This is a genomic window from Streptomyces sp. NPDC033216, assembly GCF_055577115.1.
Window position 1 is genome coordinate 228,227 of record NZ_JBVIQK010000009.1, and the last position, 21,756, is coordinate 249,982.

The 21,756-nt window shown below is 74.1% G+C and carries 17 protein-coding genes; 8 read left to right on the forward strand and 9 right to left on the reverse strand.

Annotated features, from left to right (window positions below):
* Positions 1-41: 41 nt before the first annotated feature.
* From ACZ5Y0_RS19255 to ACZ5Y0_RS19265, 3 genes are all read right to left on the reverse strand, one after another.
* Positions 42-230 carry a hypothetical protein gene (locus tag ACZ5Y0_RS19255; protein WP_469129867.1) on the reverse strand — a complete coding sequence of 63 codons (189 nt, stop codon included), beginning with the start codon at positions 228-230 and terminating at the stop codon, positions 42-44.
* A gap of 449 nt (positions 231-679) precedes the next feature.
* Positions 680-1,003, reverse strand: a complete 324-nt coding sequence (locus ACZ5Y0_RS19260) for an alpha-amylase (protein WP_469129868.1) — start codon at positions 1,001-1,003, stop codon at positions 680-682.
* A 205-nt stretch (positions 1,004-1,208) separates the two neighbouring features.
* Positions 1,209-1,388, reverse strand: a complete 180-nt coding sequence (locus tag ACZ5Y0_RS19265) for a hypothetical protein (protein ID WP_469129869.1) — start codon at positions 1,386-1,388, stop codon at positions 1,209-1,211.
* 691 nt (positions 1,389-2,079) lie between these two features.
* Here ACZ5Y0_RS19265 and ACZ5Y0_RS19270 point away from each other — a divergent pair.
* Positions 2,080-2,343 (forward strand): transglycosylase family protein, encoded by a 264-nt coding sequence (locus ACZ5Y0_RS19270; RefSeq protein ID WP_469129935.1) that lies wholly within the window; start codon positions 2,080-2,082, stop codon positions 2,341-2,343.
* Between the two features lie 18 nt (positions 2,344-2,361).
* On the opposite strand, the gene ACZ5Y0_RS19275 is transcribed toward ACZ5Y0_RS19270, so the two are convergent.
* Positions 2,362-5,136 (reverse strand): SpoIIE family protein phosphatase, encoded by a 2,775-nt coding sequence (locus tag ACZ5Y0_RS19275; RefSeq protein WP_469129870.1) that lies wholly within the window; start codon positions 5,134-5,136, stop codon positions 2,362-2,364.
* A gap of 214 nt (positions 5,137-5,350) precedes the next feature.
* On the opposite strand from ACZ5Y0_RS19275, the gene ACZ5Y0_RS19280 reads away from it, so the two are divergent.
* Positions 5,351-7,417, forward strand: coding sequence for a SpoIIE family protein phosphatase (locus ACZ5Y0_RS19280; protein WP_469129871.1), 2,067 nt, complete (start codon positions 5,351-5,353; stop codon positions 7,415-7,417).
* A 206-nt stretch (positions 7,418-7,623) separates the two neighbouring features.
* Here ACZ5Y0_RS19280 and ACZ5Y0_RS19285 read toward each other — a convergent pair whose 3' ends face one another.
* Positions 7,624-9,000 (reverse strand): alpha-lytic protease prodomain-containing protein, encoded by a 1,377-nt coding sequence (locus tag ACZ5Y0_RS19285; RefSeq protein WP_469129872.1) that lies wholly within the window; start codon positions 8,998-9,000, stop codon positions 7,624-7,626.
* Positions 9,001-9,151: 151 nt separating this feature from the next.
* Positions 9,152-10,333, reverse strand: coding sequence for an ROK family protein (locus tag ACZ5Y0_RS19290; RefSeq protein WP_469129873.1), 1,182 nt, complete (start codon positions 10,331-10,333; stop codon positions 9,152-9,154).
* Positions 10,334-10,518: 185 nt separating this feature from the next.
* On the opposite strand from ACZ5Y0_RS19290, the gene ACZ5Y0_RS19295 reads away from it, so the two are divergent.
* Positions 10,519-12,651 carry an alpha-galactosidase gene (locus tag ACZ5Y0_RS19295; protein ID WP_469129936.1) on the forward strand — a complete coding sequence of 711 codons (2,133 nt, stop codon included), beginning with the start codon at positions 10,519-10,521 and terminating at the stop codon, positions 12,649-12,651.
* Between the two features lie 320 nt (positions 12,652-12,971).
* Here the strand turns inward: ACZ5Y0_RS19295 and ACZ5Y0_RS19300 are convergent, their stop codons facing one another.
* Entirely contained in the window at positions 12,972-13,844 is an 873-nt protein-coding gene (locus ACZ5Y0_RS19300) for an alpha/beta hydrolase fold domain-containing protein (protein WP_469129874.1), read from the reverse strand.
* Positions 13,841-14,398 (reverse strand): quercetin 2,3-dioxygenase, encoded by a 558-nt coding sequence (locus ACZ5Y0_RS19305; protein ID WP_469129875.1) that lies wholly within the window; start codon positions 14,396-14,398, stop codon positions 13,841-13,843. The genes ACZ5Y0_RS19300 and ACZ5Y0_RS19305 overlap by 4 nt, the downstream gene beginning before the upstream one ends.
* Positions 14,399-14,561: 163 nt before the next feature.
* Here ACZ5Y0_RS19305 and ACZ5Y0_RS19310 point away from each other — a divergent pair, with 163 nt between their 5' ends.
* Positions 14,562-15,011, forward strand: a complete 450-nt coding sequence (locus ACZ5Y0_RS19310; protein WP_469129937.1) for a MarR family winged helix-turn-helix transcriptional regulator — start codon at positions 14,562-14,564, stop codon at positions 15,009-15,011.
* Here the strand turns inward: ACZ5Y0_RS19310 and ACZ5Y0_RS19315 are convergent.
* Complete coding sequence (locus tag ACZ5Y0_RS19315) at positions 15,000-16,646, reverse strand: FAD-dependent monooxygenase (protein WP_469129876.1); 1,647 nt, start codon at positions 16,644-16,646, stop codon at positions 15,000-15,002. The two genes, ACZ5Y0_RS19310 and ACZ5Y0_RS19315, sit on opposite strands and share 12 nt — an antisense overlap.
* 472 nt (positions 16,647-17,118) lie before the next feature.
* On the opposite strand from ACZ5Y0_RS19315, the gene ACZ5Y0_RS19320 reads away from it, so the two are divergent.
* The 4 genes from ACZ5Y0_RS19320 to ACZ5Y0_RS19335 all read left to right on the forward strand — a co-directional run bounded on the left by ACZ5Y0_RS19320 (position 17,119) and on the right by ACZ5Y0_RS19335 (position 21,305).
* On the forward strand, positions 17,119-18,039 hold the full coding sequence (locus tag ACZ5Y0_RS19320; RefSeq protein ID WP_469129877.1) for an SDR family oxidoreductase: 921 nt from the start codon (positions 17,119-17,121) through the stop codon (positions 18,037-18,039).
* Between the two features lie 704 nt (positions 18,040-18,743).
* Positions 18,744-19,028 (forward strand): polyprenyl synthetase, encoded by a 285-nt coding sequence (locus ACZ5Y0_RS19325; protein WP_469129878.1) that lies wholly within the window; start codon positions 18,744-18,746, stop codon positions 19,026-19,028.
* Positions 19,021-20,073: a polyprenyl synthetase family protein gene (locus tag ACZ5Y0_RS19330; RefSeq protein ID WP_469129879.1), complete on the forward strand. Its 1,053-nt coding sequence runs from the start codon at positions 19,021-19,023 to the stop codon at positions 20,071-20,073. The genes ACZ5Y0_RS19325 and ACZ5Y0_RS19330 overlap by 8 nt, the downstream gene beginning before the upstream one ends.
* Before the next feature lie 71 nt (positions 20,074-20,144).
* Positions 20,145-21,305: an oxygenase MpaB family protein gene (locus tag ACZ5Y0_RS19335; protein WP_469129880.1), complete on the forward strand. Its 1,161-nt coding sequence runs from the start codon at positions 20,145-20,147 to the stop codon at positions 21,303-21,305.
* The last annotated feature ends 451 nt before the right edge of the window (positions 21,306-21,756 follow it).

A 21,756-nucleotide genomic window follows, 5' to 3' on the forward strand; every position in this document is an offset into this window, starting at 1 on the left:
TCCTCGTCCTGCGCCGCGGTCGGTCCTGCCGGGTGGCCGCGCTACGCCCCCTTCGATCTGTCGGTGCCTCGGTGGTCCTCGGGGCGGACACCGGCCTCTTCCCTCGCCTCGCGCGGCGTACGGCCCGTCGCCGCACCCGGACGGGAGACGGCCTCGGTGTCGACGCCCTCGCCTGTCACCGCGTCGGCCGTGTCGGCCTTCTTCCGGTTCGCCTCCGGCACCGTTCTCACGGTCGTCCTTTCCGTGACGGTCGAACAGATCACGGGCCGGGTACCCGATGTGCGCGAAGCACACACGCCCACCCCGACCGGATGTGCTCCACTTGAGAACGGGGCGGGCCCCGACCGTTCCGTCGGCCGGCGGACGGCCGGTTCGCGCCAGGTCCGCACCGCCGGCCCTTCGCTCTCGGCGCAGTGGTCGTCCTCGTCGCCTCGACGCGGAACGTGCGCCGTGGGCCGCCGTCGCGGATGGTCCTGCCGGTCCGCCCGGCCCTCCACGCGCTCAGCGGCGCGCTGCTGCGGCTGCGGGCGCCGGCCGACGACGGGCCGGGACGGCCGGGCCGGCGGACCGTCCGGCCGGCGTGCTGGGCGCGGGCAGGGCGCTCCTCGGCGTCGCTCTCGGCAGGGCACGGTGCCGGTCGGAGGGCCGGGAGCGGGCCGATCACGCCGCCCCGGCGCGCTCAGACGGTCGCGGGCAGGCAGCCGCTGAGGCCGATGACGTGGTTTCCGTCGAAGCCGTACCCGGCGAAGGTGGCCACGTCGCCGCGCTCGAGGAGGCGGCAGGGGGCCCACCGGCCGTCGGCGTACTCGACGGTGACGCTCACGGGGGCGTCGCAGTCGTTGACGACGGTGGTGTAGCGGCGGTCGGCGTAGTGGTGCACGCAGTCGGGCGCGGGTGTTCCGCTCGGGTCGGCGTCCGCGGCGTGGGAGGTCCCGGAGCTCGCCAGCAGGGCGGCCAGGGTGGCGGCGGTCGTGGCCGCGGCCTGCGCAAGGAGATGCGGCATGACTCTTCCTCAAGAGGTGAGGGCGTACGGATGGACGGCGTCGGGGCGTACTGACGCGCCATCCTCACGACTCCTCACCTCTTGCGCAAGGAGATGAAGGCGTTTTCAGACGTTGTCCAACAGTGAAGCAAAGAGGCTGCTCAGCGCGGGAGAGACGTCTGCAAGTTCTGTCGGCAGAGCCGGTGTCGGAACCGCGGACGGCGGTTCACTCGTGGCGGCCCCGCACGGCGAGGAAGTGCTGCGCGGGAAGGTTCGCGGCGGCGGACGGGGAGGGGATGACCGAGGCGAGATCGCGCTGGATCCGCTCGGCCTCGCCCCGCACCTGGGTGGGGATGTCGCCCCGCTCGGCGACCAGACGATGGAAGATCGGCGTTTCCTGGAACACGTACGGACGTCACTTTCGGCAGACGGCGGCCACGACCGGGCCAGTTGGGCCGGTGGACAGGCACGGTCGATGAGGCGGGTCGACGCCGGTGTCGACCCCTGTCCACCGAGTCGGACCGGATCACCGGACGTCGACTCGCTCCCACGCCGGTCGGGCAGGGGCCTGGACATCGTAGACGGGTGCGAGGGGGGACCTTCCGCCGCCCTCCCCCGGCTGGCGGGCGTCCCGGCGGGACCGTGACGGCCTGCGGACGTACGCCGCTCAGGCGTCCAGGACGGGAGGCACCATGGGGGGCGCGGGCGGCCCTGCCGATCGCCCCGACCAGTCGCCTGTCGTCGTCTGCGCGGGGCACCAGGGCGACCTGGCCCGGCCCGACGCCGCCGAGGGCGACCGTGACGAGGTCGGCACGGGTGGGCGGCACCCGGCGCGCCAGGCGCAGCTCGGGGACCTGGAGGAGGGCCGCCGCTCCGTGCGCGGCGAGACGGGAATGCCTGACGGCCCGTCACCCGGACGGTCCTGCCAGGCATCCCTGACGGACGCCACGCCGGGCGGCGACCACATGATCCACCTAGTGTCACTTGTCATGTTTTCACTTCAGAAGCGCATGATGTCGCGCCCAGGGCGCGGATCGCTCCGGTGGGGCCGCTCGGCCCTGTGGCTCGGCATGCCCGTCGCCGCCCTCCTGACCGTCATGGCCCCCTGCGCCGGGGCGGCCCCGAGCGTTCCGGCGAAGGCCGACTGGGACGCCATCGCACGCTGCGAATCCGGGGGCGACTGGCGGGCCAACACCGGCAACGGCCACTACGGCGGGCTCCAGTTCTCGCAACGCAGCTGGGTCGCCGCGGGCGGGCTCAGACACGCGCCGCGGGCCGACCTGGCGAGCAGGAAGGCGCAGATCGCCGTGGCCCGCCGGCTCGCGGCGATGCAGGGCATGAACGCCTGGGCGTGCGCGTAGCACCTCCCGCCGCCCCGGCTACGGGGGCGGCGGGATCTCCTGCTCCGCCCAGATGATCTTCCCGTCGGCCGTGTAGCGCGCCCCCCAGCGGTGGGCGAGCTGGGCGACGAGGAAGAGGCCCCGGCCCCCCTCGTCCGTGGTGCGGGCATGTCTGAGCCGGGGAGCCGTACTGCTGGCGTCGGAGACCTCGCAGGTCAGCAGGGCGTCCCGGAGCAGGCGCAGCCGGATGGGCGGGGTGGCGTGCCGGATCGCGTTCGTGACCAGCTCGCTCACGACGAGTTCGGTCGTCATGGCGAGGTCCCCCAGCCCCCACGCCTCCACCTGACGGGTCGCGCGCGCCCGTACGTCGGCGACGGCGGCCGGGTCCACGGGCACCTCCCAGGAGACGACCTCGTCGGCGCCCAGGGCGTGGGTGCGGACCAGGAGCAGGGCGATGTCGTCGGGCTGGGGCGCGGGCACGAGCTGTCGCACGGCCGTCTCGCACAGCGCGGCGAGATCGGCGTCGGGATGGGCCAGCAGCTCGCCCAGCCGGGCCATGCCCCGCTCCACGTCACGGTCGGCACCCTCGATGAGGCCGTCGGTGTAGAGGCCCAGGAGGCTGTTCTCGGCGAGTTCGATCTCGGTGGCCTCGAAGCCCATGCCGCCGAGTCCGAGCGGTGGCCCGGCGGGAACCTCCGGGAAGGCGACCTGCCCGTCGGGCGAGACGACGACGGGGGGCGGATGCCCGGCCCGGGCGATCGAGCACCGGCGGGAGACGGGGTCGTAGACGGCGTACAGACAGGTCGCGCCGAGGAAGGTGGCCGCGGTCGTGCGGGCCGCCTCGTCCTCGCCGCGCTCCGCGCTCAGCCGGAGCACGAGATCGTCCAGGTGGGCCAGCAGTTCGTCGGGGGGCATCTCCATGTCGGCGAGGGTCTGCACGGCGGTGCGCAGCCGGCCCATCGTCGCCGCGGCGGCGATGCCGTGCCCCACCACATCCCCGACCACCAGACCCACCCGTGCCCCGGACAGGGGGACGACGTCGAACCAGTCGCCGCCCACGCCGCCCGTCGGGTCGGCCGGAAGATAGCCGGAGGCGACCTCCAGCGCCGAACCGCCGGTCAGGACGTCCGGCAGCAGGCTGCGCTGCAAGGTGACCGCGGCGGTGTGTTCGCGGCTGTAGCGGCGCGCGTTGTCCACGCACAGGGCCGCCCGCGCGACCAGTTCCCGGGCCAGCAGCACGTCGTCGGGCTGGAAGGAGACGGGGTTGAGCGAGCGGATGAACGTGGTGAGTCCGAGGGCGGTGTTGCGCGCCCGCATCGGCACCGAGATCAGCGAGTGCAGTCCGAACTCCCGGATCCGCTCCGCCCGCGCGGGCTCCTCGGCCGTCCACCGCTCGTCCGAGGGATCGAGGACCGGGATGAGGATCGGCTCCCCTCCGATGAGCAGGCCCATGTCGTGCGGCGGCGGCAGGAAGCCCACGCGGTCGCCGATCCGCGCCACGGCCTCCGGGCAGCCCTCGCGCACCGATCTCAGGGCCGCACGGCGCATCACCGGCCTGGCGGGCGCCGGGCCCGCGTCCGTCAGCCACGCTCCGAGCCCCTCGGTGCTGAGGACGGGCTCCAGGAGGTCGACGATGACGAAGTCCGCGAGGCGGGGAACGGCGAAGTCGGCGAGCTCCTGAGCCGTGCGCACCACGTCCAGGGTGGTGCCGACGCTGGTTCCCGCCTCGTTGACCATCGACAGCAGCCGGCGCGCGTTCCAGCGCTCGGTGACGTCCGCGACCATGTAGCAGACCCCGGTGACCGAGTCGCCGGCGTCCAGCAGCGGGAAGAACGAGGTCGAGTAGGCGTGCTGCCGGTGCGGGTCGGCCCAGCTCCACCCCACGTACTCGTAGTCGATCACCGGGGTGCCCGTCTCCAGCACCTTGCGCATCAGACCTTCGAGGGTCTCCGCGTGGAGACCGGGGAGCAGCTCGCTCAGCCTGCGTCCCAGCCGCTGCTCGCGGGGCACTCCGCCGAAGCGCTCCAGGGTGTCGTTGAGCCACACGTATCGCAGGTCGAGGTCCATCACCGCCATGCCGAGCGGTGAGCGCGTCAGGAACCCGTCCAGGACGGACTGGCCGACCGTCCACCGCTGCCGCTGCTCGCGGGCCGAGAGCAGGAAGCACTCGTCGTCGCCGATGCGGAAGGACGCGGAGACGCGCAGATCGACGTCGATCGGCCGGCCGTCACGGTGACGTGCGCGGATGCGTCCGCTCCATCCCATTCCGGCGCGGCAGCGCTCGGCCACGCCGGCCACCCGCGCCGGGTCCGCGGGCATCGCCACCAGCCGCGCGGCGGAGCCGCCGACCACCTCACCCGCCGGCGTGCCGAGCAACGCTTCGGCGCCCCGCGTCCAGCCCACGACGACGCCACCGGCGGTGACGACGGCGACGGCGTCGGTGGACGCGTCGAGAAGACCGTCGAACCCCCCGGACGCCGACCCGCCGGAGCGGTCGCCGGCTCCGCCGGCCGCGTCGTCACGGCCGGATCCGCTGGGACGGCCGACGGGACGGCCAGGCGCCTGGCCGTCCCGGACCTCGCCCGGCGCGTCGGAGACCTCCTCACGCGGCTGCCCGCCGGGGACGTCTCCCGGTCCACCGAAAGCCGGCCCACCGGCGACCCCGTCAGGCCGGCCGGACGCATGCCCGCCGGACGCTTCGCCCGGCTCTCCGGGAACCGATGGGCCAGGGGCCTCGCCGGGCAGCCGCCCACCGGGACCGTCGCCGGATTCGCCGGGCGTCGGACCGTCGGGGGTACCTCGCGCAGATTCCATGGCCGTCTTCCTCTTCACGACCATGGTCCTGCTACTCCGCCCGATGCGCACGGCACCGGCCGGCCGCCCGGCGTCGGCGCGCGTCGGCCCGCGCGTCGGCCCGGCTTCCGGGATGTGTCGCGGAGGGGCAGCATGGAAGTGCCGGTGCCCGCGGTACCGGTGTGCGGCGGTACCGACCGTCGCCCGTCCGCCGACCGGTGGAGGAGGCGCAGGGATGACGACCGAGTCCTTCCGGTCCGACGGCGACCCGTACGGGGCCGAGTCGCCCCCCACCACCGGCCTGCTGGACATGTTGAGCGTGGCCGCGGTGGTCCTCGACGCCGAGGGACGCATCGTGTTCTGGACGCCGCAGGCCGAGGAGTTGTTCGGCTATACCGCGGCGGAGGCCCTGGGCTCGTACGCGGCGCGGCTGTTCATCGACCCGGAGCACCTCCAGGCCGTCGTACGACTGTTCGCGGAGGTGCTGGACTCCGGCCGCGGCTGGGCGGGCGCGTTTCCCGTCCGGCACAAGGACGGCGGCAGCCGGCTGGTCGAGTTCCGCAACATGCGGCTCCAGGACGATCTGGGGGACGTGTACGCCCTGGGCATCGTGGCCGACCACCAACTCCTCCAGCGCGTCGAGACGGACCTGGCGCTGTGCGAGCGGCTCATCGACCAGTCCCCGATCGGGCTGGCCCTCGTGGACACCGACCTGCGGTACCTCCTGGTCAACCCGGCGCTGGAGCGTATCGACGGCATCCCCGCCGAGGATCACGTCGACCGTCGGCTGCGGGAGGCGCTGCCCCTGCCCGACATCGACACCATCGAGTCCGCGCTGCGCCAGGTGATCGCCACCGGCACACCGCTGCTGGACCAGTTCCACGTGGGCCGTCCCCCGGCCGACCCGGACCACGAGCATGCTTGGTCGCTGTCGTTCTACCGGCTGGAGGACCCGGGCGGCAGGGTCCTCGGCGCGGCCCTCTCGCTCGTAGACGTCACCGAACGCCACCGTGCGGCCGCCGAGGCCGACCGGGCCCGCAGGCGTCTGGCGCTCATCGCCGAGGCGTCCACGCGGGTGGGCACCACGCTGGAGGTGGAGCAGACGGCACGCGAACTCGCCGAGATCGCCACCCCGCAGCTCGCCGACGTGGTCGCCGTCGACATCCTCGACTCCGCGCTGTCCTGCCACCGCAGGCGCCGGCCGGACAACGGGCCCGAACTCTTCCGTGCCCTCGCTCTCAAGGCCTCGCACCGGACGGTGGCGGAGCGCGCCGCCGACCCTCCCGGTGACCTCGCCACGTACGAGGGCGACCGCCTGGTCACCCTGTGCGTGCACAGCGCCCGGCCGGTCCTCGTACGCCATGTCGGCGAGCGCGATCTGCCGCGCATCGCCCGCAGCGCCGAGGCCGCCGCGCTCCTCGCCCGGGCCGGTGTGCACTCCTACCTGGCCGTGCCGCTGATCGCCCACGGCGAGGTGCTGGGCGCCCTCGACCTGAAACGCACCCGCAACCCGCTCCCCTTCGACGAGGACGACGTCGTCCTCGCCGGTGAGCTGGCCGGGCGCGCCGCCGTGGCGATCGACAACGCCCGCTGGTTCCAGAGCGTGCGCAACACCGCCCTCACCCTCCAGCGCAGCCTGCTGCCCGACCATCCGCCCCGGCACCCCGGTCTGGAGCTGGCCTCGCGCTACCAGCCCGCCCAGGCCACCAGCGAGGTGGGCGGCGACTGGTACGACGTCATCCCGCTGAGCGACGACAAGACCGCGCTGGTCGTCGGCGACGTGATGGGCAACGGCATCGACGCCGCCGCCACCATGGGCCGGCTGCGCACCGCCACCTGCGCCTACGCGGACCTCGAACTCGACCCCGGCTCCGTGCTCCAGCACCTCGACAAGATCACCCGCGGCCTGGAGCACTACATCGTCACCTGCCTGTACGCCGTCTACGATCCCCGCACGCGCCGGCTCACAATCGCCAACGCGGGCCACATGCCGCCCGCGCTGACCGGCCCCGGCCATGAGCCCAGGCTGCTCGAACTGCCCACCGGCGCCCCCCTCGGCGTCGGCGGCGTCTCCTTCGAGGCCACCACGGCCGACCTGGTCCCCGGCGACGTACTGGTCCTCTACACGGACGGCCTCGTGGAGACCCGCCACCACCCCATCGACGACCGGCTGAACGTGCTGCTCGGCTTCCTCGACGAGCCGCAACGGCCCCTGGAGGAGATCTGCGACCTCCTCCTGTACGGCCTGCGTCACCCCGAGGACCACGACGACGTCGCCCTGCTCGTCGCGCGGACCGTCTAGGAACTCCCGCTGCGCGTGGTCAGGCGGCTTCCCCGCCGCAACGCCCGCTCCCGTCCGCACCGACCGCCGCGGGTCGGGAGGCGCCCCGGGCCGGGTGTCCGCCGACCGCGACGGCTTCGCCCTCGCAGCGGACGCGTCGGCGCCGGACGGTGCCCGGCGTCGGGGACGGGAGCCGTTCCGCCGCGGAACTCGGCGGGATCCAGCGGTCAGGAGCGCTGCCAGAGGGCCGGGGCCGCTTCCGGCGACCCCGAGCGCTGGGCCTGGTGGTCCTGAAGGCACAGGTAGTCGGCACCGGCGAAGGAGACGGTCTCCCCCACCTCGTAGACCCGGCCGGGGGTCCAGGTGTCGGTGGAGGCACCCTGCTGCGGCACGGGCGTCACGGTGTCACCCGCCGTCTTCAGGGTCAGCCCGAACTCGTCGAGGAGTGGGTTGATCGGCTGGAAGAAGGTGGTGCCGCCGCTCGTGCAGTCGCCCGAGCCGCCCGAGGTGACTCCCTGGGCCTGTGTCCCGGCGACGAACGGCCCCCCGGAGTCGCCGAGTTCGCCGCAGACCGTCGTCCGGGTCAGGCCGTCGACGGGGCCGTCGGGGTAGCTGACGCTCGCGTCGTGCTGCTCCACCGTGCCGCAGTGCCAGCCGCTGGTCGAGCCGGAGCGGCACACCGACGCTCCCACGAGCGCCTGCACCGAGCCGGTGACGTCCACCGTCGTGCCCGCCTCCGCGCGGACGGCGGCCGTGGCGGCCCAGTCGCTGTTCACGCCCACCCAGGCCATGTCCTTGCCCGGGAAGACGGAGGCCTGGAAGACACCCTGGTCGATGTCGTCGACAGCGGTCGTCGTGGATCCGGCCCGGCCGCAGTGGCCGGCCGTCGCGAAGCCCTGCTGCTCGGCCCTGGTGACGGAGAAGCCGACGGAGCAGCGGGCGACGCCGTCGATGTAGTAGGCGTCGCCGCCGACGATGTCCGCCGTCGGGCGGGGCCGCTCGGGCGAGACGCGGATGCCCAGCCCCTTGCCCTGGGCGCCGGCCGCCTCGATGAAGGCGTTCGCGGCCGACCGGCTGGTCGCCTGGACCACGACCCGGTTCGCCCTGACGTCGACGTACCAGACGGGCGTCCGCGCGGTCCGGACCCGGCCGGCCGCCTCGTCGAGGTCGTCCTTGAGGGCGCGCAGGCCGCTGAGGGATGTGGTGACGACGGCGGCCTCGGCGCCCTCCGCGCGGATCGCGGGGACGTCGGCCGCGTCCGTGGTGGCGACCGTCAGGTCGGCGGAGGTGCTGCCGGTCACCCACGCTCCGGCGAACCGCGCGCCCAGCGCGTTGCGGAGCCGGCCGGCCCGGGGGCCCGCCTCCGCTTCGTTCGCCAGGCGTGCGGTGGCCTGCTCGGCCGTGAGGCGCAGGTCGCGCTGGAGGGCGCGCAGCACCGCCTGCGGGGGTTCCTCGGTTCCGGGGGCGCGGGCGGCGGGTCCGGGCCGCGCGGAGTGCGGCGGCCCGGCGGCCGCGACCGCGGCCGCGGGGACGGCCGCCAGGAGGAGGGTGCTGACAGCGGTCAGGGCGGCGCGGCGTCTGCCGACGGCAGGTCTGGCAACCATGCGGAGTGTCTCCTCGGGTCGGGATCGGTCGACGCGAGGACTTGCCCGTGGTGCGCGAGGAGATGCCGGTGACAGGAGGGTTTAGCGGCTTCGGGGGACGGCCGGGGCTGCCATGTGCAGTACTCGCGGTCCACGGCCCGAAGGCCGGTGCTCAGTTCGGGGCGGTGATGAAGGACTGGATGGCGGTGGCCGCGGCCCCACGCGCCCACTCCTCGAAGGGCAGCGGTCTGGTCCGTACGTCGCACCGCGCGGCCGAGCCGAACGCGGCTGCCGTGAACGCCTCGCGGATCTGCTCGGCGAACAGGTCGTAGGCGGCCAGACCCTCGCCGGAGATGATCACGCGGGCGGGTCCGAGCAGGTTGGCGACGGTGGCGATGCCCCGGCCGATGGCGGCCCCTGCCCTCGCGTACGCCTCGCGGGCGACCGGGTCCCCCTGCCGTGCGCGGTCGACGGCCTCGGCGGTGCCCGTGACCTCGCTTCCGCCGGCCTCGCGGATGCGGGTGAGGATCGCCGCGTCTGCGGCGATGGCCTCCACGCAGCCGCGGTTGCCGCAATGGCAGGGCGGGCCGTCCGGGTCGACGGTCACATGGCCGATCTCGCCTGCCACACCGTGCGCTCCGGCGACCACCCGGCCGTGCACCACCAGGCCGCACCCGATGCCCGCGCCGACGGTGACGACGGCGAAGTCCGACAGGCCGACGCCCGCGCCGAACCACTGCTCGGCGACGGTGAGGGCCCGCACGTCGTTGTCGACGGTCACCGGCAGCCCGGTGACGGCGGCGGCGAGTCCGGCCAGCGGCACGTCGCGCCACTCCAGGAACGGCGAGTACCGCACCACGCCCTCGGCGCGGTCGACGTCACCGGAGACGGCGATGCCCAGGCCTGCCACGCGGACGCCGTAGCCGTCCGCCTCGGTCAGCAGTTCCCGCACGAGGTCCGCGGTCGCGGCGAGGACCGCCTCGGGGCCGCGGCCGGCCAGCGGCACCCGCCGGGCGACGAGGATCCGGCAGCGCAGATCGGTGAGCACGCCGATGATCTCGTCGCCGGTCAGCTTCACACCGATGAACAGTTCTCGTCCGCCGTCGACCCGGATGAGGGCCGCGGGCCGTCCGAGGGCCGGGCGTGCCTGCGGGTCGCCCGCGTCCGCCTCCTCCACCAGGTAGCCCGACGCGATGAGGGGGCGGACGGCTTTCGTGACGGCGGCCGGGGACAGGCCGGCCCGCCGGGCCACCTCCAGCCGGGTGAGCGGACCGTGCGACAGGACGGTGGTGAAGATGTGCGCGGCGGCGGGCGTGGCGGCGGGGAACGTCTCGGTGCCGGAGGGCGAGGGCATGGCCGGAACCTAGGCCGATTATTTTCCGATGTCAATGAAAGAAACCAGTAAACCCTGAAGGCCCGCTCCGAGTTGCTCCTGCCTTTCGAAGCATCGACGCGGGTGAGGCCTTGACATGCGATCGAAGGTCAGGCTTGGCTTTGCGTCACCCGTCGCTCCCTTGTCTTATCATCCCGTGAGGCCCGATACCGATGATCTCCTTCTCCCCGGACACCGGGATCTGGCTGCTGACCACCCCGCGCACCTCGTACGCCCTGCGGATCGACGAGACGGGCGCTCCCTGCCATCTGGCGTGGGGGCCGCGGCTCACCCTGGCGGAGGCGGAGGGCCTCCTCGCTCCCCCGGAGTCGGCGGGCGACAGTTTCGAGGGACGGCCGCCGGTAGGCGAGGAACTGCCCGTGGACGGAGGCACCCGCTTCGGCCCGCCGTCACTTCAGGTGCGCTACGCCGACGGCTGTCGCGCCTTCGAGTGGGAGCCGTCCGGGCACCGGGTGCACGAGCCGGCGCCCGGCAGTGCCGAACTCGTCCTGGAGTTCCGCGACCGTCTCTACCCCCTGCATGTGGCTCTCCACTACCGGGTGCGCGAGGACACGGACGTCATCGAGCGCCGGACCGTGCTGCGCAACGCCGGGGGGCGGGGCGTCGACCTCCTGCGGGCCGACTCCGGCGCCTGGACGCTGCCCGCGCTGCCCGACTACCGGCTCAGCCATGTCACCGGCCAGTGGTCCGCCGAGAGCCAGTTGCGCCGGGACACCCTCCCCTACGGCGAGACCGTGCTGACCAGCAGGCGCGGCATCACCAGCCACCACGCCAACCCGTGGCTGATGCTCGACGGGGGCGACGCCACCGAGGACCACGGGCGGGTGTGGAGTGCCGCCCTCGCCTGGTCCGGAACCTGGCGGGTCACGGTTCAACGCACCCCGGACGGGCGGGCCGGCTGCACCGGCGGCGCCGGTCACGACGGCACGAGCCTGCCGCTCGCGCCGGGCGAGGAGTACGCCACGCCCGTGTTCGCCGGCCTGTGCAGCGACGGCGGGTTCGGCGCGGCGAGCCGCGCCTGGCACGCGTACACGCTCGCCCATGTCCTGCCGCGCGGCCGGGAGACGGCGCCGGTGCTCTACAACTCGTGGGAGGCCACCGGCTTCGACGTCGACGAGGCCGGTCAGCGGGCCCTCGCCGAACGGGCCGCCGCGCTGGGCGTGGAGCTGTACGTCGTCGACGACGGCTGGTTCGGCTCGCGCCGCAGCGACCGCTCCGGTCTCGGCGACTGGACGCCGGCGCCCGACCGCTTCCCGAACGGCCTCGGTCCGCTGTCCGACGCCGTGCACGGGCTCGGCATGCGGTTCGGCATCTGGGTGGAGCCGGAGATGGTCAATCCCGACAGCGACCTGTACCGGGAACACCCCGACTGGGTCCTGCACATCCCCGGCCGGGTCCGCAGCGAGCTGCGCAACCAGCTCGTCCTCAACTTCGCCCGCGCGGACGTGGCCGACTGGGCGTACGGCTGGCTCACCCGGCTGGTCGGCGACCACGCCGTCGACTTCCTGAAGTGGGACATGAACCGCGCCTTCAGCGAGGCGGGCTGGCCCGGCGCCGGCCAGGGCGGCGACCGGCTGTGGAGCGCGTACGTCCACAACCTGTACGACGTCCTGGACCGGCTGCGCGCCGACCATCCCGGTCTGCGGATCGAGACGTGCAGCGGTGGTGGCGGGCGCGTCGACCTCGGCATCCTCGCGCACACCGACCAGGCCTGGGCGTCCGACAACACCGACGCCGTCGACCGTCTGGCCATCCAGCACGGCTTCGGCCAGGTCTACCCCGCCCGCACGATGTCGGCGTGGGTGACCGACGTGCCGAACCAGCTCACCGGCCGCACGGTGCCGTTGCGGTTCCGCTTCCACTGCGCCATGGCCGGACTGCTGGGCATCGGCGGCGACCTCACCCGCTGGTCGGAGGAGGAACTGACGCAGGGCGCGGCGCTGGTGGCGGAGTACAAGAAGGTGCGCCACCTCGTGCAGCACGGTGCGCTGTACCGGCTGACCGAGCCGCTCGGCGACCGTCCCACGGTGGTGCAGTACGTCGCCGAGGACGCGGCCGAGCTGCTCGTGCTGGCCTGGCAGCGCGGGCCCCGGCACGGCAGCCCGCGCCTGCCGGTGCGGTTGCCGGCACTCACGCCCGGCGCCCGCTACCGGGACACCGGCACCGGCACCGTTCACCACGCCACCGTCCTCGCCGAGTACGGCCTCCGCCTCGACCTGCCGCGGGGCGACTGGTCGAGCACGGCGGTGCACCTGGTCCGGCTGCCGGCCTCCGACTGAGACCGGCCCCGTCAGGACGCGCGTGCCGGTCCGCTGCCCGCCAGGCAGCCCGCCCGCCGACGTCGCCCGCGCGTCAGCCAGGCACTCGTCGGCGACGCGCCGGGCTCCGCCCCGCGGCCGGTCGGTCCCTGCGTCCGCGGCCAGGCCCGGCGCCGGTGCCAGGTCGAAGGGGCCGGGCAGGGGGCGGCCTGTCCTCCCCCGGCGAGGGCGAGTGGCTCGCGGGCGGCGTCGGCGGCGAAGGTGCGCGTCCAGCCGTGGGGCGTCCGGACCGGGCACGGGGCTCCGACGCGGAGGCTCGGGCACAGCCGTGCGCCGGGGCGCTACCGGGTGACGCGCCGGATCCAGTCCAGGGTCCGCCCGAAGAGGTGCTCGACCTGCCGCTCGGGCAGGCCGTGCCAGACGTGGTCGGCGCCGGGGACCGTCCACAGGTCGACCGGCACACCGGCCGCGTCGAGACGGGCGGCCAGGACACGGCTGTGGTCGCAGTCGATCATGGAGTCGTCCTCGCCGTGGACCAGGAGGAAGGGCGGCGCTCCGGGCCGGACCCGGGCCACGGGGCTGGCCTCGCGGGCGAGTACGGGCACATCGCGGGGTGCCGCCCCGAGAAGCAGGGCCTCAGCGGTGTCCGGGTCCTCGGGCCGCCGCATCAGGTCGCTGGGCGCGTACCAGGCGACGGCGCCCCTCAGGCGGGAGGCCCCTTCGGACAGCGCGAGCAGGGCGGCGAGATGTCCGCCTGCCGATTCGCCCCATACGGTCGTCCGCCCGGTGTCCGTACCGAGTTCGGGCGCGCGCAGGGCGAGCCAGCGCAGGGCGGCACGCAGGTCGTTCAGCGGGGCGGGGAAGACGGCCTCGCCGCTGAGCCGGTAGTCGACGGAGGCGACGGCCAGTCCGGCGGCGGCTATCCGGGCGAAGGGACCCGGCTCCCAGCCCCGCATCCGGTACCCCATGTCCTCGCGCCTCCCCCGCCGCCAGGCCCCGCCGTGCGCGAACAGCACCACGGGGACGGGCGGCTCGCCGGCACGGTGCTCCGGGAGCCACAGGTCGAGTTCGGGCGGCCGCGACCCCGGCACGTCCGTGTAGGGGACGCCGCGCAGGAGGCGGACCCCGGCGCCGAGGTGGGCGGCCGGTGGCAGCGGGGCCCGGTCGGGGTGGGGGGCCGCGATGAGGGTGCGCAGGTCGGCGTGCGCGGTCACGGGGTGCGCCACCGGTGGTCGGGCAGGAACCGCACGTCGTACTGCTGGGGCACGGTGGCGAACTTGCTCCGCTCGGGTACGTACGGCCGCGGGGGCAGGTCGGGGCCCTCGACGGGCGTGCCGAGGTTCTCGAAGAACCGCTCGAACGTGCCGCCGGGGCCGGCGGCCACGCCGACGATCCGGCTGCCGTGCCGCTCGATGCGGTAGGCGTGGGGGCAGTTCTTCGGGACGAAGCCGAAGTCGCCGCCGGTCAGGAGCTTTTCGTACTGCTCGCCCGTGGCGTCCTCGACGAACAGCCGCACCGCGCCGTCCGTCACGAAGAAGACCTCGTAGGTGTCCGGGTGGAGGTGGGCCGGGATGGTGTCCCCCCTGGGGCCCTCGCAGGTGAAGAAGTTGAACGTGCCCTCCGTCTGCTCGCCGCCCGCGTACACGGTGAACAGGTCGGTGAAGAGCAGGGCGCGGTCCCCCATGCCCCGCTCGATGAAGTACGGCTTGCCCGGGTCGGGCGGGATCTGCGAGGCACGGCGGTACCGGGTGGCGTACTCGATGGTCACGGCTCTCCTCGGTGGTGCGGTGGCCGGTCGGCGGCCGATCGCGGTGGCCGGCCGGCGATCGTGCGGTGATCGCGGCGGCGTACCTATGTCAGTCAGGCTGACATAGAGTTTCCCGAGCGTGCAAGACTTCGCTGACCTTTTCTTCGCCCACCCTGGGGAGTGCATGGACGCCGGACGCCGCAGCCTGCCGCAGTTGCTGGGCGAGGCCCGCCGCTGGTTCGACGACGCCCTGCTGGCCGCTCTGGAAGCGGACGGCGCCGAGCAGGTGTCGTCCACCCAGATGCAGCTGTTCGCGGTTCTCGACGAACGGGGCACGACGGTCTCCGAGCTGGCCCGCCGCATGGGCGTCACCCGGCAGACGGCGCACAAGGCCGTGCACACTCTGGTGGCCCTGGGCCTGCTGGAGCAGGTGGCACACCCCACCTCGGCCCGGCAACTGCTCATCCGCCGCACCCCGGCCGGCCGGCGCGCGCACGACCGGGCGACGGACGTCCTCGACGCGCTCGAACGGAGCCTGGCCGAGCGGATCGGCGCCCGGTCGGTCGCGGAGTTGCGCGCCGTGCTGGAGATGCCCTGGGGGGAGCCTCCGGAGCCGCCCCGCTCACGGGGCTGAGCCGGACAGCGTGGCGAGGTGGCGGCGCTGCGCGGTGACGGTCTCGGCGAGCGGAAAGCGTGCGCCGAGCTGGCCGTCGGGGCGGACGACGAAGCCGGTCGGGCCGTCCGGGTGGTAGAGCCGCGCGAACTCGCCGGCGGTGTCGCGGTATGCCGGCACCGGCAGGGTGTCCGGGGCCGCCGACGCGGCCGCGCGGGCGAGGACGGCGACGTACGACAGGCCGGCCGGATCGCCGTCGGCCCGGGCCTTCTCGGCGGCCTCGGCGAGTGCGGCCGGGTCGGCGCCGTACAGCAGCGCCACAAGGCCGGTACGGCCCCGCAGGATGTCGAGGAGACGCAGCGGATAGGCGGCCACCGGCGTGGTGAGCCCCGCGCAGTCGGGGGCCCGGTCGCCGGGCCGGGGTCCCTCACCGGGGCCGTACGGGTCGGCCCCGAGCGGGCCGTCCCGGTGACTCACCAGCAGTTGGGCCTCGCGCAGCAGCATGGTCCGCGGGTCTTCGGGGTCGTTCTCGATGCCCTGCCTGGAATGCCGCACGGTCCGGCCGACGACCTCCTCGCCGACCGGGCGGCGCTCGGCGTCGTAGGTGGCGAGCAGGGCGGGCCCGGCTCCGCGCCTGACGACCCGGGCGAGTTTCCAGGCGAGGTTGCAGGCGTCCTGGATGCCGGTGTTCATGCCCTGGGCGCCGGTGGGCGGATGGATGTGGGCGGCGTCCCCGGCGACGAACACGCGTCCGTCGCCGTAGCGGTCGACGATGCGGTGGCTGATGCGGAAGACGGACGACCAGCGCAGCCGCGAGACGGTGGCCGGCCTGGGTGCGAGACGGTCGAGCACGGCCTGGATGTGGGACAGCTCCGGGGCGCGCCCCTCCCGGAGGCCGTGTGCGACCCCGCCGCCCCGCGCGGTCCCCTGACCGGTTGATAGTTCGGCCGGGACCATCATCGACATGCGGTAGCGGTTGCGGCCGGGCAGCGGGATGCAGACCAGCAGGTCGTCGGTGGAGCCGTCGGCGGCACGGTGGGTGGAGCGGATGCCGTAGCCGTGGGGCATCTCCCAGCCGGTCTCCACGTCGCCCAGCATGTACTCCTCGGCGAAGGCCGCCCCCTCGTAGGCCAGTCCGAGCCCTTTCCGGACGACGCTGTGTGCTCCGTCGCAGCCGATCAGATAGCCGGCCCGCAGTTCCTCCTCGGCACCGGACGCGCTACGGAGACGGGCCGTGACCCCGTCCCGGTCCTGCGTGAACGACAGCAGTTCGGTGCTCCGCTCGACGGGCGTACCCAGGGCGGCGACGTAGTCCTCCAGCAGGCGCTCCGTCTCGTACTGAGGCAGCGCGGCGAAGCCGTAGGGGATTTCGGGCGGCAGCGCGAGATCGACGCGCGCCCGCTCGCGGCCGTTCTCGTAGATCAGCTGGCCGCGCATCGGGGCTGCGCACTCCAGGACCGCCCGGGCCAGACCCATGCGGTCCCAGATCTCCAGGGTGCGCGGCTGGGTGCCGACCGCCTTCGCGTACGGCAGGCGGGCCGGGAGCCGGTCGACGAGCCGGCAGCGCACCCCGTGCCGGCGCAGTTCGGCCACCGCGCTCAGGCCGACCGGGCCGGCGCCCGCGATCAGTACGTCGGTTGTTCCGTCATGCGGCACGGGTGCCTCCCGCCGACTGGGTCTCGGACCGGCCCCCGCTCCATGGTCGCGCCTCGGGGTCCGGGCGGCGAGGCGAGCCGGTGGCGGCCGTGCGCCGCGACGGGGGCACCCGGTGCGCCGGACGCCCCCGCTCCAAGCCCTGCCCGGGCGGTCAGCCGGTGTTGCAGGAGACCGTCGCCGGGTCCACTTGCCGTCGGCCTGGACGGTGACGCCACAGTGGTCGCCGCTGCCGTCGGGTTTCGCGGTGAGGACCTGCCTGCTGGGGCAGGCGGCGCTGATGTTCCGAGGGGAGAGGATCTTCGCCGGGGACGGGACGTCCCTCGCCACGGTCCGGCTGCTCGACCCGGGGTGGCACACAATGCTCGCGGGGCGGGGGATCGAGGGGCAGCCGCTGTCGAAACGTTCGGGAGGCTTCCGGCCAGGCGGATGGACGGTGCTTCGGACGGTCACGGGCGGGGAACCCGTCCTTCCGATGCAAGATCGCAAGGACCAGGAGACCCACGTGACGGACGAGCACGGCAGGCAGCAGGACCCCACCACCCAGCATCCTCGGCCCGACTTCCCCTCGCAGGAACAGGCCCACCCCGGCTGGACCGGACCGATGGACCCGCCGCCGGACCACGGCGAGGAGTCCTACCGCGGCACCGGCCGGCTGGAGGGCCGCAAGGCGGTCATCACGGGCGGGGACTCCGGCATCGGTCGGGCGGTGGCCCTCGCCTACGCCCGCGAGGGTGCCGACGTGCTGTTCACCCACCTCGCCGAGGAGGAGGGCGACGCACGTGAGACGTCCCGGCTGGTCGAGGACGCCGGGCGCAGGGCCGTCGCCGTCTCCTGCGACATCCGCGAGGAGAGCCAGTGCAGGACGGTCATCGACCGGGCGGTCGCCGAGTTCGGTTCGATCGACATCCTGGTGAACAACGCGGCCTACCAGATGTCCCAGCCGGACGGCATCGAGGCGATCACCACCGAGCAGTTCGACCGGGTGCTGCGCACCAACCTCTACGGCATGTTCTGGTTGACGAAGTTCGCGCTGCCGCACATGCCGCAGGGCGCGTCCGTCATCAACTCCACGTCCGTGCAGGCGTACAAGCCCAGTCCGCATCTGCTGGACTACGCGATGACGAAGGGGGCGATCGTCACCTTCACGCAGGGGCTGGCGCAGATGGTCGTGGAGCGCGGCATCCGCGTCAACGCGGTCGCGCCGGGCCCGGTGTGGACGCCCCTGATTCCGGCGACGATGCCCGACACGTCCGAGTTCGGCAAGCAGAGCCCGATGGGCCGTCCGGCGCAGCCGGCCGAGCTGGCGCCCGCCTATGTCTATCTCGCCTCGCAGGAGGCCAGTTTCATCACCGCCGAGATCCTCAACGCGACCGGGGGCACACCCCTGCCCTGATCGCCGACGGCGGGACGGGCCGACCGCGCGGCCTCGGGGCCGCCGCCTCGGGGCCGCCGCCGCGCGGGTCCGCCGGCCGTACGCGTGGGGCGGCCGACGGGGTGAAGCGTGCACCGCGGGCCGTCCGGTCGGCGTCGGACCCGGCCGGCCCACTCCGTCCCCGGCGGCGGGGCCGGGGCGACCGACGGGTGAGGTAGTCGGCTCGCACGCTTCCGGGAGGGCTGCGCGGCGCCGCTGTCCGACCGCGGGGCGGTCGTGGCCGAGGGCGGGCGCGCCGCGTCGGAGACGGCCGGTGACGACCCTGGCGAACATGCGCCGGACAGCCGGTGACGCCCCTGGCGAACGCGCGCCGGGCGGCCGGTGTTCGAGGCGGGCCGCCGACCACGGCGGCCCGGCGGTGTACGGTGCGGCGACCCTGGCCCCGCGGTGCGGGAGGGCGGGGCGGGGTCCTCCGGGCCGCCGGAGTTCCGGCCGGTCGTCGCCGCGGGGCACCTGCCTCGCGCGGACGAGCGCCACGCCTTGGCGGCACCTCCTGCGACCCGATCGTGTCCGCCCTGATCCACTGACCCGTCGGCGACACCCGCGACCGTCCGACAGGCGTCCGATACGTCACTCGATGGGGTATCCATCGATCTCCGCCTTCCGCGGCCCGCCATGCTCTGAGTGCCTTCACGGCGACGGCACCTGGACATGGGGGAAGCGGCATGACGCGTACGACACCTCGCGGACCTGGCCGGGAGGAGCAGGCCTTGCTCCTGGCCGCCGGCCTGGCGGACCTCGCGGCGCACGCCGTCGGCACGGCCTTCGGAACGCTGCGCGGACTGCTGCGCAGGTCCGACACGGCCGACCTGGCCCAGACAGCTCAGCAGGAACTCCAGGCCCGCGGCAGACTCGCCCTGGACCGGTACACGAACGTGCCCGAGGCCCACCTGGAGGTGCTCGCCCGGCACAAGCTCGCCCGCGAGAGGGCCGATTCCGGCGATGTCTGACGACTGGGACGCCACAGCCTTCCGGACCCGCGTCGACACCGTCCTGGGCGGGCGGCTGGCCGAGGAGGCCGACCTGCTGGTGGCGGTCGACGACGACCTGCGGCCGGTGGCCGAGCGGTTGCGGGAAGCCGCCGGCCACGGCAAACGCCTGCGCGCCGCGTTCTGCTACTGGGGCTGGCGGGCGTCCGGGCAGCCCGACAGCGACGCGCTCGTACGGGCGGCGGCCGCCTTGGAACTCGTGCACGCCGCCGCGATCGTCCACGACGACCTCATCGACGACAGCCCTCTGCGCCACGGAGCGCCCACCGCCCACGTCGCCTTCGCCACGGCCCTGTGCGGACGCCCCGACGCCCGCCCGGCCGGCCGGGCACTGGCCATGCTCGTGGGCGATCTCCTGGTGTCCCTCGCCGGGCAGCTGTTCGTCACCAGCGGGCTGCCCGCCGCCTACCTCGGCCGGGCCCGCGGCCTGTGGGCGGCGCTCGCCCGCGACCTCGTCGCGGGTGAATGCCTGGAGATCCTGCGCACCGGCGGCCGCCCCGACACCGCCGCCTCCCTCCAGGTGATCCGCCACAAGACCGCCAAGTACACCGTGGAACAGCCCTTGCTGATCGGCGGACTGCTCGCCGGTGCCCCGCCCACGCTGCGCGAGGTCCTGTCCGCCTACGGGCTGCCGCTGGGCGAGGCCTTCCAGCTCCGCGACGACCTGCTGGGCCTGTTCGGCGACCCGGAACGCACCGGCAAGGCAGGCCTGGACGACCTGCGCACGCACCGGCCCACCGCCCTGCTCGCCGAGACCTGGAACGCCGCCGACTCCGCGCAACGCGAACGCCTGCGCGATGTCCTGGGACGGCACGACCTGAACGACGACCACCTGGACGACGTACGGCGGCTGATGCGTGAGGTGGGGGCACCGCGGCGGATCGAGCGGATGATCCACGCACGGGTGGAGCAGGCCACGCGCGCCCTGGACGACGCCCCCGTCCCGCCGCGGGCACGGCGCGTGCTCGGCGACCTCGCGCACCGGGCCACCGACCGCCTCCACTGACGCCGACCCCCCGCCCCGTCCCGCGGACCGGACACGCCGGCCGAGGAACGCCCGCCCGCCGAGGAGAACCGATGACCTTCACCGAGACGTCGATGGACGCCCTGCGCCGTAGCGGCGACGAACTGGCCGACGCCGTCGTGGCCACCTTGTTCGAGCGGGGTGAGGTCGGCACGTTCAACACCCTGATGCGCTATGTCTCCACCGTGGGCCAGGAACTGCCCGCCGGCCTGCCCGAGGTGGCCCTCGAGTACCTGCACGCCACGAGCACGCCGCCGCACTGGGTGGACTGGACGGAGATGGAGAAGGCCCGGCTGTTCTTCATCGACAACAACGTGCACATCTCCACCGCGCTGTCGTTCGCGTCCATGCCCGCCTGCTACCTCGTCCCGCACGTGGCCCGGCTCCTGTCGGCCACGCACGGACTGAGCTACCCGTCCAGACGAATGGCGGAGACCGGCCAGTTCACCGTCCTGCTGATGCGGCCCGACGCCTTCGAGGCGGGCAGCCGGTTCATCCCCGCCGCGCAGAAGGTCCGCCTGCTGCACGCCTCCATCCGGCACCATCTCACCCGCGAGAACCGCTGGGACGTACCGGCGCTGGGGGTGCCGATCTGTCAGGAGGACATGATCGGCGGGCAGATGTTCTTCTCCCTGCTCGTCCTGGACTCCCTGCACCGCCTCGGCATCCACCTCTCCGAGGAGGGCGCGCAGGCGTACTACTACGCCTGGCGCGTCGTCGGGGCCATGCTCGGCGTGGACCAGGACGCCGTGCCCGGGAGCCTGTCGGAGGCCCGGCGCTTCCTGGATCTGTACATGACGCGCCACATGGGCCCCTCCGCCGAGGGCGCCCACCTCACCCGGCAGCTCATCGACCTGTACGAGGACGTCGTCCCCGGCACCTTCTTCGACCCGATCGTGTCCGCCCTGATCCGCTACCTCGTCGGCGACACCTGCGCGGACTGGCTCGACGTCCCCCGCACCCCGTGGGACACCCTCGTCCAGGCCGTCCCCCACCTGCTCGGGGTCCTGGAGTCGATCGAGGACCGCTCACCCATGGGTGCCTGGGCTCTGGACCGCCTGGGCCACCTCACCACCGTCCTGGAACTGTCCTCCCTCACCCGCGGCCGCGTCATGCACTACGCCATCCCCGAGCAGCTCAGGAAGGAGTACGGAATTCCCGAAGGACCGGCCGGGACCGGCCGCTGGACACCGCCGCCGGCCACCGTCTCCTGACCACCGGTCCTCGGAGCGTCGGCCGCTCGGACAAGGGGGCGGGGCGGCGCAGACCTCCCCAGGTGCACCGCCCCACCTCACACGAGGCACGTCTGCCCAGGAAACGGGGCCGCACACCCCCGGATCTTCCGCTCATCCCCGGCGGCTTCCCTGCGCCCCGGCACACCCGCCGGTCGCGCCGCCGGCCCGGCCCCGCGCCGGCGGCGCCGGGCCGGCTGAGGTCACCCGCTCCCGGCGTCTCGCCGGGCGGGGGTGCGCGGCGTCGGCCGGTTCGCTCCACGCCCTGGAGGCGTCCCACCCCCGTTATCTTCTTCGCGGTCCTGTAAGAGGGCCGCTGGCCTCCGGGCCCGGGCCGGGGCGGCACACGGTCGGGCCGGCCCGTACGGCTACGCCGGGGGCGTCGACCGGCTTCAGGAGGCGCTCGTCCTTCTCGTCCGCGACCCCCTGGGGA